Annotated in this window: 10 protein-coding genes and 1 pseudogene; 4 read left to right on the top strand and 7 right to left on the bottom strand. The window is 72.8% G+C overall.

Features of this window, described 5'->3' with window-relative positions; genetic code table 11:
- Positions 1-279 precede the first annotated feature (279 nt).
- Complete coding sequence (locus ACIP4P_RS42135; RefSeq protein WP_400928854.1) at positions 280-2,823, top strand: collagenase; 2,544 nt, start codon at positions 280-282, stop codon at positions 2,821-2,823.
- A 55-nt stretch (positions 2,824-2,878) separates the two neighbouring features.
- Here ACIP4P_RS42135 and ACIP4P_RS42130 read toward each other — a convergent pair whose 3' ends face one another.
- A complete protein-coding gene (locus ACIP4P_RS42130; RefSeq protein WP_400928851.1) occupies positions 2,879-4,615 on the bottom strand; it encodes an amidase in 1,737 nt (578 codons plus the stop codon).
- A 170-nt stretch (positions 4,616-4,785) separates the two neighbouring features.
- Between ACIP4P_RS42130 and ACIP4P_RS42125 the strand changes: the two genes are divergently transcribed.
- Entirely contained in the window at positions 4,786-5,787 is a 1,002-nt protein-coding gene (locus ACIP4P_RS42125) for a LacI family DNA-binding transcriptional regulator (RefSeq protein WP_400928848.1), read from the top strand.
- Positions 5,788-5,808: 21 nt separating this feature from the next.
- Here the strand turns inward: ACIP4P_RS42125 and tsaD are convergent, their stop codons facing one another.
- From tsaD to ACIP4P_RS42105, 4 genes are all read right to left on the bottom strand, one after another.
- A complete protein-coding gene (tsaD, locus tag ACIP4P_RS42120) occupies positions 5,809-6,876 on the bottom strand; it encodes a tRNA (adenosine(37)-N6)-threonylcarbamoyltransferase complex transferase subunit TsaD (protein ID WP_400928845.1) in 1,068 nt (355 codons plus the stop codon).
- 79 nt (positions 6,877-6,955) lie between these two features.
- Positions 6,956-8,443 (bottom strand): CoA transferase, encoded by a 1,488-nt coding sequence (locus tag ACIP4P_RS42115; protein WP_400928842.1) that lies wholly within the window; start codon positions 8,441-8,443, stop codon positions 6,956-6,958.
- Positions 8,444-8,480: 37 nt separating this feature from the next.
- A complete protein-coding gene (locus ACIP4P_RS42110) occupies positions 8,481-9,464 on the bottom strand; it encodes a 3-hydroxyacyl-CoA dehydrogenase family protein (RefSeq protein WP_400928839.1) in 984 nt (327 codons plus the stop codon).
- A gap of 14 nt (positions 9,465-9,478) precedes the next feature.
- A complete protein-coding gene (locus tag ACIP4P_RS42105; RefSeq protein ID WP_400928836.1) occupies positions 9,479-10,216 on the bottom strand; it encodes an acetoacetate decarboxylase in 738 nt (245 codons plus the stop codon).
- 117 nt (positions 10,217-10,333) lie between these two features.
- Between ACIP4P_RS42105 and ACIP4P_RS42100 the strand changes: the two genes are divergently transcribed.
- Positions 10,334-11,251 (top strand): LysR family transcriptional regulator, encoded by a 918-nt coding sequence (locus ACIP4P_RS42100; RefSeq protein ID WP_400928833.1) that lies wholly within the window; start codon positions 10,334-10,336, stop codon positions 11,249-11,251.
- Positions 11,252-11,314: 63 nt separating this feature from the next.
- On the opposite strand, the gene ACIP4P_RS42095 is transcribed toward ACIP4P_RS42100, so the two are convergent.
- Both ACIP4P_RS42095 and ACIP4P_RS42090 read right to left on the bottom strand, forming a co-directional pair.
- Positions 11,315-12,478 carry a serine hydrolase domain-containing protein gene (locus tag ACIP4P_RS42095; RefSeq protein ID WP_400928830.1) on the bottom strand — a complete coding sequence of 388 codons (1,164 nt, stop codon included), beginning with the start codon at positions 12,476-12,478 and terminating at the stop codon, positions 11,315-11,317.
- A gap of 86 nt (positions 12,479-12,564) precedes the next feature.
- Entirely contained in the window at positions 12,565-13,674 is a 1,110-nt protein-coding gene (locus tag ACIP4P_RS42090) for a serine hydrolase domain-containing protein (RefSeq protein ID WP_400928959.1), read from the bottom strand.
- 291 nt (positions 13,675-13,965) lie between these two features.
- Here ACIP4P_RS42090 and ACIP4P_RS42085 point away from each other — a divergent pair.
- A pseudogene (locus tag ACIP4P_RS42085) lies at positions 13,966-14,198 on the top strand (N-acetylglucosamine-6-phosphate deacetylase); the annotation flags it as partial.

Genomic DNA, 14,198 nt, shown 5'->3' with positions numbered 1-14,198 from the left:
ACCGAGGCGTCCCCCTGGGTGGGTCGAGCCGTATCCGGCCACACTCGGGCGAAACCGGTCATGCCTGGGCGAAACTGCTCCAACCGGTCCCGATCGCCGTGCGGCGGAGGTCGGAGGCCGCCGACCGCTCCGCATCCGAAGGGTCGACTGCGATCGAAAGTGATATGTCACACCCTATTGATTGTGGTGGGTTGTCCATGACACCGTGCCTGGCGACGCCCCCACGGCAACCACGTGAGGCTCACCCCCCACCCCCCACCCCCCACCCTAGGAGTGACGATGCGTCACCGCCTTCGGCTGCCCCGAGCACTGGCCGTGCTCGCCGCCGCGAGTACCGCCATCACCGGCTTCGCCGCCGCCCCGAGCTTCGCCGCCCCCACGGCGCAGACCGGGCCGCAGACGAGCCTGGCCGCGCAGCCCGCGCACCCCGGCGGCATAGCCCCCACCGGCAGTGCCTTCGGTCTCGACACCCATGCGCAGACCCAGGCCGGCCGGCTCGCCCCCGCCCAACTCCCGCCGCGCTCACCGCAGTCCGCCGCCCCGCAGGCCCCGGCGCCCAAGCTTGCCAAGGCCCCCTCCCGGTTCGCGGCGAACGCGGCCGGTGGAGCACACGCGGCCGCCGCCCAGACCTCCTGCACCCCGGCCGACTTCACCAGCCGCACCGGCGCCGACCTGGTGAGCTACATCGAGGGTTCGACCGTCGACTGCATCAGCTCACTGTTCCGGATCACCGGCGGCGACGCCCACGGGGTGTTCCAGCAGAGCCAGATGCTTGCGGTGGCCAACGGCCTGAAGAGCGCCGCGGCCTCGTACACCGGCGACAACTCGACCGGGATCTACCAGCTGGGCTACTTCCTCCAGGCCGGCTTCTACGTGCAGTACTACCACCAGAGCGACGTCGGCACCTATGACGCGACGCTGACCGCCGCCGTGCAGGACGCCCTGGACGCCCTCTTCGCCAGCCCGCACTTCCTGGACGTCAACGACGGCAACGGCCAGATCCAGGGCCAGGCGATGGTCCTCAGCGACAGCGCCAACCTCCAGGCCCACTACCTGAAGACCTACCAGCAGGTGCTGAACGCGTACAACAGCTCCTGGGACGCGTCCTGGTACATGGTGAACTTCGCGAACAGCGTGTACACCCCGATCTTCCGCGGCCACCAGAACGCCGACTACGTCGCGGCCGTCACCGCCGACCCGAGCCTGATCAACACGCTCGACGGCTTCGCCCTGAACCACAAGGGCATGCTCGGCGGCACCAACGGCTTCCTGGCCTCCAACGCCGGCCTGGAGACGGCCCGGTTCATCGAGCACCCGGCGCTGGTGAACACCGTCCGGCCCCTGATCAAGGGCCTGATGGACGCCTCGTCGATCACCGGCCCGACCGCGTCGCTCTGGGTCGGGGTGGCCGGCATGGCCGCCTTCTACGACAAGGCGAACTGCGCGGACTACGGCGTCTGCAACCTGCCGGACCAGCTCAAGGCCGCCGCCCTGCCGGTCAGCCACACCTGCGACGCTACCCACAGCATCCTGGCCCAGAGCCTGACCGCCGCCGACCTGGCCGCCGTCTGCGCCAGCCTGCAGAACCAGGACCCGTTCGTCCACAACCTGGTCAAGGACAACGGCCCGATCGCCGGCCAGTACGAGAACTCGCTGCAGATGGTGGTGTTCGCCTCCCCGCAGGACTACCAGACCTACGCGGGCGGCATCTACGGCGTCAGCACCAACAACGGCGGCATCACGCTGATCGGCGACCCGAGCTCGCCCACCAACCAGCCGATCTCGCTGACCTACCAGAACGGCAACGACGGCTTCACCGCGGGCATCTGGAACCTCAACCACGAGTACACCCACGCCCTCGACGGCCGCTACGACATGAAGGGCGACTTCACCCAGCAGATCTCCGTCCCGGACGTCTGGTGGATCGAGGGCGTCGCCGAGTACGTCTCCTACACCTACCGCAACGTCACCGACACCGGCGCGGTCGCCGAGGCGCCCAAGCACACCTACGCGCTCAGCACGCTGTTCCAGAACACCTACGACAACAGCGACACCACCCGCACCTACCCGTGGGGCTACCTGGCCGTCCGCTTCATGGTCGAGAAGCACCCGGACGTCATCCAGAACATGCTGGGCCACTTCCGCACCGGTGACTACCAGGGCGGCTACGCGACCTACAACTCGATCGGCACCGCGTACGACGCCGAGTTCAACACCTGGCTCGACTCCTGCGCCGCCGGCGCCTGCGTGGTGGGCGGCTCCCCGACCGCCGCCTTCACCGCCGCCCCGTCCGGCCTGAACGTGCAGTTCACCGACCAGTCCACCGAGTCCGGCGGCTCCATCGCCTCCTGGGCCTGGAACTTCGGTGACGGCGCCACCTCCACCGGCCAGAGCCCCGCGCACAGCTACGCCGCGGCCGGCAGCTACACCGTGAGCCTCACGGTGACCGACGGCAACGGCAAGACCAACACCGTCACCCAGTCCGTGACGGTCGGCAGCGTGGCCGGCTGCACCGCCGCCGACACCCGGGTGATGGACAAGAACTGCTCCCGCACCGACCAGTCCGCGACCGCCGGCAACCTGGACTACTACTACGTCTACCTGCCGGCCGGCACCACCACCCTGAAGGTCAGCAGCTCCGGCGGGACGGGCACCGCGTACCTGCTCTACAACCCGGACACCTGGGCCACCCCGAGCGCCTACACCACCGGCTCGACCACCAACCAGAGCCTGACCGTCACCAACACCACGGCCGGCTACCGCTACATCAGCCTCTACGCCCAGACCGACTTCAGCGGCGTCACCCTCACCACCCAGTACTGATCCGCGACTTCGAGCGTCGGCGGCCCGGAGCACCCGCTCCGGGCCGCCGCCCGCGTCACTCGGCCGGCAGGCGCGGGGTGCGCGGCGGCACGGTGCGGCGGCTGCCGGTGGCCTCGAAGGCCGCGGCGAGGGTGAGCAGGGCGTTGTCGTCGTAGGCGCGGCCCGCGAAGGTCAGGCCGACCGGCATGCCGATGTCCGCCATGGTGCCCATCGGCACGGTGACCGTCGGGATGCCGAGGTGGCGGGGCACCAGGTTGCCGTTGGCGACCCAGACGCCGTTGCGCCAGCCGAGGTCGGCGGACGCCTCGGAGACGTCCATGTCCGCGGGGCCCACGTCGGCGACGGTGGGGAACACCACGGCGTCCAGGCGCAGTTCGTCCATCCACTGCTCCAGGTCGACCCGGCGGGTCTCCTCCAGGGCGCGCAGCCCCTCCGCCAGGTGCGGCATGTCGGTGAAGGAGGCGTACGGGCGCTCGCGGACGAAGCGCGGGTAGTCGCCGACCGAGTCCTCGAACCCGGCGTAGCGGTCCGGGAGTTCACCGTCCTGCTTGGGGAAGATGCGTCCGCCGTCGACCCCGGCCAGGGTGTCGAGGGCCGGGTCGCCGTTGGCGCGCAGGAAGTCGTCCCAGGCCCAGGCGGAGAGGTCCTCGATCTCGACGGTGAGGAAGTCCCGGCCGACCAGGCCGCGGGTGAGCAGCGAGGGCGCGCCCGGGCGGTCGGCCTCGTAGTTGGTCACCACGGGGAAGTCGACCTCGACCACCTCGGCGCCGGCCGCCTCCAGGTCGCGGCGCGCGGCCTCCCAGAGCGCGATCACCGAGGCGCGGGTGTCGACCCGCTGACCGGTCTGGCCGCCGATGCCGCCCTCGGGGTTGGTGCCGGCCTCGGGATCGGCGTTGATGTACATCCGCGGGACACCGACGCGCCGGCCGGCGAGCGTGGCGCGAGCCGACGCCGGGTCGGCGGGGGCGAGGGCCGGGTAGGAGGCGGGGCGGACCCGGGACGCGAGGGGGAGCTCCACCCAGGGCTGGGCGCGCCACAGGTCGCCGCGGGTCTCCGGGTCGTCGGCCACGACGACGTCGAGCAGCTCGAACAGGTCGGCCATGGTGCGGGTGTGCGGGACGACCACGTCCATGGTCGGGACGAGCGGCCAGTTGCCGCGCACCGAGATCACGCCGCGGCTGGGCGTGTAGGCGCACAGCGCGTTGTTGGAGGCGGGCGCCCGGCCGGAGGACCAGGTCTCCTCGCCGAGGCCGAAGGCGCCGAAGGAGGCCGCCGTGGCGGTGCCCGAGCCGTTGGAGGAGCCGGAGCCGTAGGCGCTGGTGAGCCAGTCGGCGCTGTACGGGCTCTCGGCACGGCCGTACACGCCGCGCTGCATGCCGCCGTTGGCCATCGGCGGCATGTTGGTCAGCCCGATCAGGACGGCCCCGCCGGCCCGCAGGCGCTCGATGGCGAAAGCGTCGCGCTGGGCGACGAGGTGCTCGAACGCGGGGGAGCCGGCCGCGGCGGTCAGGCCCTTCGCGAGGTAGCTGTCCTTCGCGGTGTACGGGATGCCGTCCAGCGGGCCGAGCGTCTCGCCGCGCGCGCGGCGGGCGTCGGAGGCCTCGGCGTCGGCGCGGGCCTCCGGGTTCAGCACGACCAGCGCGTTGAGCGCGGTGGCGGTGCCGGGCCGGTCGTAGGCCTCGATCCGCGCCAGGTAGGCGTCGAGCAGGGCGACCGAGGTGGTCTCGCCCTTCTCCAGCGCGGCGCGCAGGTCGGCGATGCTGGTCTCCACGACGTCGAATGCCCGCGTCATGCGGATGCCTCCTGGATCGTTCGGGTCGGAGCGTGGTGCTCGGGTGGGGGTGTGCGGACCGGTCCGCAGTCGTTGCTGGAACGATCCAGCATGCGCAGTTCTAGCATTGCTGGATCGTTCCAGCAAGGGAGTGGCGAACGGGGGCGGGGCTGCGTCTAGACTTCCGGCTCATGACCAGCCGCTCCGTGACCCTGATCGACGTGGCCCGGGCGGCCGGGGTGTCCAAGAGCACGGCCTCCAACGCGCTCGGCGGCTCCGGCCGGGTCTCCGAAGCGACCCGGGAGCACATCCAGGGCGTCGCCCGGGAGCTCGGCTACCGGCCCAACAGCGCCGCCCGCAGCCTGCGCCGCGCCAGCACCGGGGCGATCGGCCTGCACCTGCCGCGCACCGCCACCCGCCTGGACTACTACATGAACCTGGCCTTCGGCGCGGTCGAACGGGCCCGGGAGGACGGGCTGGACCTCGTCCTGCTGGCCCCCGGCACGGCGTCCGGCGGCGGACTGGCCGCCCGGGTCGACGGCCTGCTGGTGATCGACCCCGAGGTCGACGACCCGTCCGTGCCGGACCTGCTGGACGCGGGCGTGCCGGTGGTCACCGGCGAGCGCTACCTCGGCGGCGACGTCGCGCCCAGTGGTGCGGTGGTGTGCGACAACGCCGCCTCGCTGGCCGCCCTGCTGGACCACCTCGCCGAACGCGGCGCCCGGCGCCCCGCCCTGCTGGCCCCCGACCCCGGCTCAGACTGGGCGGCGGCACTGCGGGCCGCCGCCGGCGCCTGGAGCCGGCGCAAGGGTGTGCAGGTGGTCGTCCGTACGGTGCCGTTCGCGGCCACGCCGGCCGAGGCCGAGGCCGCCACCGCGGAGCTGATCGCCGACGTCCCCGGGCTGGACGCGGTGGTCTGCGCCCCCGACGGGGCGGTGCCCGGGGTGCTCGCGGCCGCGGCCCGGGCCGGCCTGCGGGTGGGGACGGACCTGCTGGTGGCCGGCTGCGTCGACGGCGCGGCGGCGCGCGGCTCGATCCCGCCGGTCACGGCCGTCGACCTGCGGCCGGCCGAGTACGGGCGCGCCTGCGCGGCCGTACTGAGCGACCTGCTGACCGGAGCGGCCGAGCCCGGCGTCGTCCGGCACCACGACTGGACGCTGAACGTCCGGGAGTCCACCAGGGGACGGGCCTGACCCCTGCCGGACTCCCGGCCGTCAGGCGGCGCGGGCGGCCGCGAGCGGGGTGAGTGCGGCGTACTCCAGCGGCGCGGAGGGGTCGATGGAGAGGTTCATCGGCGCGGGCTCGGCACCGGAACGGACCAGCAGGTCGCCGATGGCGGCGATCATCGCGCCGTTGTCGGTGCACAGCCGCAGCGCCGGGACCCGCAGGGTGATCCCGGCGGCCGCGCAGCGCTGCTCGGTGAGGGCCCGGATGCGGGAGTTGGCCGCGACGCCGCCGACCACCACCAGGGTGTCGATGCCGTGGTCGGTGCAGGCCCGGACGGCCTTGCGGGTCAGGGTGTCGGCGATCGCCTCCTGGAGCGCGGCCGCCGCGTCGGGCACGTGCGGTTCGCCGCCGGCCGCGCGCTGCGCCTCCACCCAGCGGGCGGCGGCGGTCTTGAGGCCGGAGAAGGAGAAGGCGTACGGCGGGTCGTTCGGCCCGCTCAGCGGGCGCGGCAGCCGCACCGCGGTCGGGTTCCCGTCGCGGGCGGCGCGGTCGATCGCGGGCCCGCCCGGGTAGGGCAGGTGGAGGATCCGGGCGACCTTGTCGAAGCACTCGCCGGCCGCGTCGTCCAGGGTGTCGCCGAGGTGGACGATCGGGTCGCGGGCGAGGTCGCGGACCAGCAGCAGCGAGGTGTGCCCGCCGGAGACGATCAGCACGATGCACGGGTCGGGCAGCGGCCCGCCGTCCAGGGTGGCCGCGGCGACGTGCCCGGCGAGGTGGTGGACGCCGTACAGCGGGACCCCGAGCGAGTAGGCGTACCCCTTGGCGGCGGCCACGCCGACCTGGAGGGCGCCGGACAGTCCGGGGCCCGCGGTGACGGCGACGGCCCCGATGTCGCCGAGGCCGAGCCCGGCCCGGTCCAGGGCCTCCTGCACCACCGGCGCCACCGCGTGGACGTGGGCGCGGGCGGCGATCTCGGGGACCACCCCGCCGAACCGCGCGTGCTCGTCCATGGACGAGGCGACGGCGTGCCCCAGCAGCACGCCGTCCCGCACCAGGCCCGCCCCGGTCTCGTCGCAGGAGGATTCGATCCCCAGCACCACCGGCGATGCCACCATCGGCCACAGCTCCTTATTGCTCTAGTTCTGCAACTGCATCCTATGGGCAATAAGGAGCCGCCCGTCCGGCGGGCCGGGCTCAGCCGGTCGCCAGCCACTCCGGGCGCTGGGAGCCGCGCGGCACCAGGATCTGGCGGTATGCGCCGGGGGTGTCGGACATCCGCACCTGGTCGGTGATGCCCTGGTAGCGGCCGAGCGGGGTCTCGGCGGTGAAGACCTCCGGGTCCGGGTAGGCGTGCAGCTCGCCGGTGCCGGCGGTCCGCCGGGCGTACTCCTGGTCGAAGATGCCCATCGAGAGGATCCACAGGGCGACCCGGGAGAGCGAGACGTGCACCCGGTAGCTGCCGCCGTGCACGGCCCGGCGGCGCAGGGCCTCGGTGATGCCGGCGGTCAGGAACCAGGAGACCAGGTAGTCGTTGACCACGGTGATCGGCGGCAGGGCGGGCTTGTCGCCGTCGCCCTCCAGGTGCAGCAGCCCGGTGAGCGCGCCCGCGCTCTGGTCGAAGCCGAGGTAGTCCTTCCAGGGGCCGGTCCGGCCGTTGAGCGACACCGTGGCGTGGATCAGTCCGGGGCGGCGGGCGATCGCCTCCTCCTCGGAGAGGCCGATCCGGTCCAGGAAGCCGGGGCGCCGGTTGGCGTAGAAGACGTCGGCCCCGGCCTGGAGGCCGTGGATCAGCGCCAGGCCCTCGGGGGTGTACGGGCTGACCGTCGCCGAGCGGACGCCGACGCCGGTGGTGAAGTAGGTGACGTCGTGCTCCAGCTCGTTCGGGCGCCAGAGGTTGAGGACGTCCGCGCCGTGCAGCGCCATCGCGCGTCCGGCGCCGGCCCCGGCGATGATGTGGCCCATGCCGAGGGCGCGCACGCCGTCCAGCGGGGCGGTGGGGTTCGCGGGCAGCGGCTCGGGTGCGCTGTCGCCGATCCGGGTGATCTCCACCAGCGGCAGGTCGGCCAGCACGTCGGTGTACTGACGTTCCGTCAGGATCTCGGCCGGGGTGCGCACCATCGGCATCACACAGCCGGCCTCGGCGCCGGCCGCCTCCAGCTCACGGGCGTCCCACTTCGCGATGGCCGCCTCGACGTGCTCGGGGACCTCCCCGACGCCGAGCAGCCGTTGGGCGGCGACCTTGATGTTGGGGTAGATGTTGAGCGGCATCATCCAGCGGCCGTCGGCGGTGCGGTAGAAGTTGGTCGCCAGCGCCATGTTGATGACGGACGGGGTGCCGCCGGGGTAGCCGTTGAGCAGCTCCCACTTCTGCTCGTAGAAGGGGCAGAGCCGGTGCGGGCCCTTGCGCAGGTCCATGTGGATGGACTGGCCGCGGCCGGTGCGGTCCCGCCACAGGGCGGCGATCGCGGCGGACTTGGCGACCAGGGCGATGCCGGAGGCGGCGCCCAGGCGCAGGGTGCTGGGCACCACCGGGTCGGCGCCCTCGAAGGTGATCGTGCCGCCGGTGTCCTGAGGCTTCAGCCCGAGGCCGGCGAGGACGTCGGCGGTCTCGGCGTGGACGTCGAACGCGTCGTCGGTGGCCGGGGCGGCGATGGACCTGGTGATCTTCTCGGTGAGGGACATGGCTCCTTCGTCTCTGTAGCGGTGGGCGGTGAGCGGATCAGGCGGCGTGCGGCGTCTCGCCGAGCGCACGCATCAGGGCGATCTGGGCGCGGTCGCGTACGGCGGCGAGCCGCTCGACGTCGTCCTCGCCCTCGCCGAAGGCCTCGCGCGCCTCCTCGGTGAGCAGGGCGACGGTGGCGTCATCGAAGCTCGGGTTCCCGAGGGCCGGCCACAGTCCGGCCTCCATGCCGCGCCCGAGGTGCTCGATGAACTGGGGCAGGCCGCCGGGGCCGCCGCCGAGGTGGAAGGTGCGGAACGGTCCGGCCACCGCCCAGCGCAGGCCGATGGAGGAGGTGACCACCTCGTCCAACTCCTGTTCGGTGACCACGCCTTGGGAGACCAGGTGGACGCACTCGCGGAACAGCGCGGCCTGCAGCCGGTTGGCGACGAAGCCCGGGATCTCCTTGCGCAGCACCTGCGGCTGCTTGCCCAGCGCGGCGTAGAACGCCTTGGCCTGCTCGACCACCGCCGGCGCGGTCCGCTCGCCGGGCACCACCTCCACCAGCGGCACCAGGTGCGGCGGGTTGAACGGATGGCCGACGATCAGCCGCTCGGGCTGGTCCATCGCCTCGGCGATCGCGCTCGCCGGGATGCTGGAGGTGGAGGTGGCGAGCAACGCGTGGGCCGGGGCGGCCTGTTCGACGGTCCGCCAGATCCCTTGCTTGAGGTCGAGCCGCTCGGGGCCGTTCTCCTGGACGACGTCGACACCGGCGACGGCGGTCGCCAGGTCGGGCTCGAAGCTCAGCCCGTCGGTCAGCCGGTCCGTGAGGCGGTCGGTGGGCAGGCCGAGTTCGGCGAGGGCGGGGGCGATCCCGTCCAGGCCGGTCCGGACGAGCTCCTCGATGTCGGGACGGGGGTCGCTGATGACGACGTCCAGGCCGCGGGCGAGGAAGAGGGCGGCCCAGGAGACCCCGATCACGCCGCCGCCGATGACGGCGGCGCGGCGGTAGGGCGCAAGGCCGGGAGCGGGTGTGCTGCTCATGATGCGGGGCTCCTTCAGGCGGCGAGGTAGTCGAAGACCGGCTCGACCGGGGCGAGGGTCAGGTCGGTGAGGAGGTGGCTGGCGCCGACGACCTCCAGCACGGGCAGGTCCGCGAGCGGCGCGATCGCGTGGGCGAACAGCTCCAGCCGGGCCGGGCCGGTGTACGCGCTCTTCACGGTGACGTCGGTGATCCGGGTGCGGACCAGCTCGCAGATCCGCGGGGTGCCGTCGTAGTTCGGCACGGTCTTGACCATGAAGGCGGGGGAGCGGAGCTGGGCCAGGGCCTCGTCCGGGTCCAGCGGGTGGTGCTTGTAGCCCATGGTGGCGGTGGCCACCCGCAGCGTGCCGTAGTCCAGCGTGCCGACCAGCGTGTCGGAGTCGACGTAGAGGGCGGGGGAGCCGCCCTTCTTCGGGTAGGCGCTGAACTCGCGCCCGCTGGAGATCGCCGGGACGCTGTCCACGTACATGGCGAGGTTGAACTCACCTTCCTCGCCGTCGAGTTCGACGGCGATGAGCTGACCGGCCTCGGTGTAGGAGCCCAGGCCGGTGGTGTCGGGCATCCGCATGACCTCGAAGCGCACGATCGGGTCGGTGACGGTCAGCGGCTCGGGCACGATCCGGCGCAGCGCCGCGGGATCGGTGCGGTAGAAGACGTTGAGGTACTCGCGGTCGGTGAACCGGTACCGGGTCGGGGCGTAGGCCGGGGAGTCCAGCGGGGTGGTGACCAGCCGCGCGACGTCCTGCTTCTGCATGGTGGCCTCCTGGGGCGGCCTAGAGAAGATCGGGGGGCGGGCGCCTCACGTCCGGTGGAGCGCCCACTGGCCATTGGACGCCCGCAGAGGCCAGTCCGTCCAATATATGATCGAGTCATGGTCCATAGGTCTTCTGATATCAACCTCACCCGGCGCCTCCTCGAACAGTTCCTGGTGGTCGCCGACGAGAAACACTTCGGTCGGGCCGCCGAACGCCTCGGGATGAGCCAGCCGCCGCTCAGCCAGTCCATCCAGCGCCTCGAACGGGCCCTCGCCGTACGGCTGTTGGAACGCGGACCGGGCGGCGTCGCGCTGACGCCCGCGGGCGAGGCCTTCGCCGTGGACGCCCGGCGGCTGCTCGACGCCCAGTCCGCCGCCGTCGAACGGGTCCGGCGGGTGGCCGGCGGCCTGGAGGGCGACGTCCGGGTCGGGTACGTCAGCATCCTCAGCCACCACTACCTGCCCGGACTCCTCCGGGCGGCGGCCGAGGAGCTGCCCGGGCTGCGCATCCACCTGCACCAGGACTCCTCGGCCAACGTCGCCGAACTCGTCCGCTCCGGCGAACTCGACCTGGGCTTCCTGCGCGACCCGTCACCCCTGGCGGGGGACCTGGTCAGCTGGGAGTTCGCCGTCGAACGAATCGCCGTGGCCGTCCCCGACGACCACCGGCTGGTCGGGTCCGGCCCGATCGGCCTCGCCGAGCTGCGCGACGAGGACTTCGTCCTGCCCGACGACACCGCCCTGCCCACCCTCGCCCAGGGGGTCCGGCTGGCCTGCCAGGAAGCGGGGTTCACCCCGCGCAGTCGGGCGGTGGCCGACGACCTCACCGGCCTCTTCAGCTACGTCGCCTCGGGCCTGTGCGTCGCCCTGCTCTCCGAGCGCCTGGCCGACTTCCCCATCCCCGGCATCGCCTACATCCCGCTGCTCGGCGACTCGCCCCACCTGGAGACCAGCGTGGTCGCCCTGCACCGCCCCGACGCGGACGAGGCGGTACGCCGCCTGCTGGAGCTGATCGCCCGCCGCACCGCCGCCTGACCGTACGGCCGGCCCGGGCCAGGAGCGCGGTGAACGGGTTCCGCGCTCCCCGGCCGGGCGGGGTCAGCGGCAGAGGGCCGCGTCGACGGCGTCGATCATGTGCTGGGTGGTGGCCGCGTCCGGGACGGTGGTGACGGCGATGTCGACGGCCCGGCCGTCCTCCGTGACGCCGCCCCGGGTCCGGTGGGCCACCGAGGTGCCGCCGTGGCCCCAGACCAGGCCGCCGCAGCTCAGCGGCCTGCTCTGGATCCCCAGGCCGTAGCGGACGCCGTGGCCGAGCATCTCGGCCGGGACGGTGGTGCGCATCTCGGCGAGCTGGGCGGCGGGCAGCAGGCGACCTGCCAGGAGGGCGCCGTAGAAGGTGTTGAGGTCGGTGTTGGTGGACACGACCGCCCCGGCCGCCCAGGCCATCGACGAGTCCATGTCGGTGTAGTCGATCGGCGCTGCGTCCGGGCCGGTGCGCAGGTAGCTGCGCGGGTGGGCCTCGCGGAGGGCGGTCTCCCCGGTGGCCGGGACGTAGGTGTGGCGCAGGCCGATCCGGTCGATGACCCGCTTGGTGACCTCCTCGCCGTAGGGGCGGCCGGTGACCTTCTGGATCAGCAGGCCGGCCACCAGGTAGTTGGTGTTGCTGTACGCGAAGTCCGTCCCGGGGGCGAACAGCGCCTTCTGGGCCAGTGCCCCGTCGAGGAGTTCGCGCGGTTCGAAGTAGCGGTACTGGATGGTGGTGAAGTCGGACAGCGCGGGGGCCTCCATGTACTCGGGCAGGCCGCTGGTGTGCTGGAGCACCTGGCGGACCGTGATGTTCCGGCCGTCGATGCCGTCGCCGCGCAGCAGACCGGGCAGGTAGGTGTCCACGTTCGCGTCGAGCTTCACCTTGCCCTCGGCGACCAGCTGGAGGACGACGACGGCGGTGAACGACTTGGTGTTGCTGCCGATCCGGACCTGCCCGTCGACCGGGACCTTGGCCTTGGTGGCCAGGTCGCCGACGCCGGCGGTGTAGGTGCGGCTGCGGCCGTCGCGGCCCTTGACGGTGGCGAGGGCGGCGGGCATCCCGTCCTTCTGGACCAGGGCGTCGAGGCGCTGCTGCACGAGGTCCGGGCGCGGTGCGGCGGAGGCCGCGGTCGGGGCGAAAGCGGTCAGCGCGAGCCCGGCGGCGGCTGTGGCCGCCGTGGCGTACCGCACCATGCGGATGCGGTGCGCCGTGCGCTGCGGGGTGTTGTCGGTCATCGGGACTCCACTGCTGGGAAGAGGAAGGACGGAGGTGCGGCCGGGTGGCCGGCGCCGGTCCTCGGCGCCGGCCACCCGGGGGACGGTCAGCGGCAGAGCGCTTCGTCCACGGTCTGGTCCACGTGCTTGCCGGTGTCCTCGTCGCCCGGGATCGTGGTCACGGCGACGTTCACGGAACGGCCGTCGTCGGTGGTGCCGCCGAAGGTCGCGAAGCCCGGGATCCCCCCGCCGTGCCCCCAGGAGAGCCCGCCGCACGGGAGCGGACGGCTGATCAGGCCGAGGCCGTAGCGGTGGCCGGCGCCCAGGGAGTCGGCCGGGACGGTGGTGCGCATCTGGGCGAGCTGGGCCGCGGGCAGCAGTCGGCCGCCGAGCAGCGCCTCGTAGAACCGGGTGAGGTCGGTGTTGGTCGAGACCATCGCGCCGGCCGCCCAGCCCCAGGACGGGTCCAGCTCCGTGTAGTCGCGCAGCGACCCGTCCGCGGTGCGCTGGTAGCCCTTGGGGTGGGCCTCGTGGATCGTCATGTCCCCGGGGACGGGGAAGTAGGTGTGGCGCAGGCCGATCTTGTTGATGACGCGCTTGGTGATCTCCTCGCCGAGCGGGCGTCCGGTGACCTTCTGGATGATCATGCCCGCCAGCAGGTAGTTGGTGTTGCTGTACGCCCACTGGGTACCGGGCGCGAACTGGGCCTTGTGGGTCAGCGCGGCGTCGAGGAGTTCGCGCGGCTCGGCGTACCGCTGGGGGTCCTTGAGCACGGCCTGCTGGTCCACGTAGTCGGGCAGGCCGCTGGTGTGCTGGAGCAGCTGGTGGACCGTGATGTTCCGGCCGTCGATGCCGTCGCCGCGCACCAGGCCGGGCAGGTAGGTGTCCACGTTCGCCTCCAGGCCGACCTTGCCCTCGGCGACCAGCTGGAGGACGACGACGGCGGTGAACGACTTGGTGTTGCTGCCGATCCGGACCTGCCCGTCGACCGGGACCTTGGCCTTGGTGGTCACGTCGCCGACCCCGGCGGTGTAGGTGCGGGTACGGCCGTCGCGGCCCTTGACGGTGGCGAGGGCGGCGGGCACCCCGTCCTTCTGGACCAGGGCGTCGATGCGCTGCTGCACGGAGTCCTGCCGTGGTCCGGCGGAGGCCGTGGCGGCCGGCGCCAGGACGCCGGCCACCACGGCGGCGGCCACGGCGGTCACGGTCGCCGCCACCCCGCACCGACGACTGCGGAGGAGGGTCGGACGGTGCTGCTGAGCTGCGTTTTCGTTCACGGGAAAGCCCCTCTGGGTAGGGCGCCGGAGCTCTTCTCGGCGCCCTCCAAGAGGACCATCCGACGGACCGTCAATCCGTCCGCGCGGAGGACGAAACCCCACCCGGGAACAGGCTCCGGGTCGGGGCCGGCCCCAGGACCGTACTCCCGGGGCCGGACGGCAGGGGGAGACATCAGCCCGTCCTGCGCGATAATGCTCAAGGTTACGATCTTCGAGCAGAAGTGAGCAGGTATGCGCATGATCTCTTCCCGCATCGTGCTGTCCGGCGCCCGACTGGTGCTGCCCGGCGGCGTCGTCGAGGGCGGCCGGATCGCCGTCGAGGGCGAGCGCATCGCCGGCCTCGGCGGGGACCCCGAGCCCGGTGACCTGGACCTGACCGGCCACACCGTCGTGCCCGGCTTCGTCGACCTGCACGTCCACGGCGGCGGCGGCGCCTCCTACGCCTCCGGCATCGCCGAGGAGGC

The organism is Kitasatospora sp. NPDC089509, assembly GCF_044749365.1.
Lineage (GTDB): Bacteria > Actinomycetota > Actinomycetes > Streptomycetales > Streptomycetaceae > Kitasatospora.
Note: the sequence above shows the minus strand (reverse complement) of the source record. Positions and strands in the feature narration are given on the sequence as shown.

Coding starts and splice junctions, on each gene's coding strand:
- ACIP4P_RS42135 (WP_400928854.1), top strand. CDS start 280: ATGCGTCACCGCCTTCGGCTGCCCCGAGCACTGGCCGTGCTCGCCGCC.
- ACIP4P_RS42130 (WP_400928851.1), bottom strand. CDS start 4,615: ATGACGCGGGCATTCGACGTCGTGGAGACCAGCATCGCCGACCTGCGC.
- ACIP4P_RS42125 (WP_400928848.1), top strand. CDS start 4,786: ATGACCAGCCGCTCCGTGACCCTGATCGACGTGGCCCGGGCGGCCGGG.
- tsaD (WP_400928845.1), bottom strand. CDS start 6,876: ATGGTGGCATCGCCGGTGGTGCTGGGGATCGAATCCTCCTGCGACGAG.
- ACIP4P_RS42115 (WP_400928842.1), bottom strand. CDS start 8,443: ATGTCCCTCACCGAGAAGATCACCAGGTCCATCGCCGCCCCGGCCACC.
- ACIP4P_RS42110 (WP_400928839.1), bottom strand. CDS start 9,464: ATGAGCAGCACACCCGCTCCCGGCCTTGCGCCCTACCGCCGCGCCGCC.
- ACIP4P_RS42105 (WP_400928836.1), bottom strand. CDS start 10,216: ATGCAGAAGCAGGACGTCGCGCGGCTGGTCACCACCCCGCTGGACTCC.
- ACIP4P_RS42100 (WP_400928833.1), top strand. CDS start 10,334: ATGGTCCATAGGTCTTCTGATATCAACCTCACCCGGCGCCTCCTCGAA.
- ACIP4P_RS42095 (WP_400928830.1), bottom strand. CDS start 12,478: ATGACCGACAACACCCCGCAGCGCACGGCGCACCGCATCCGCATGGTG.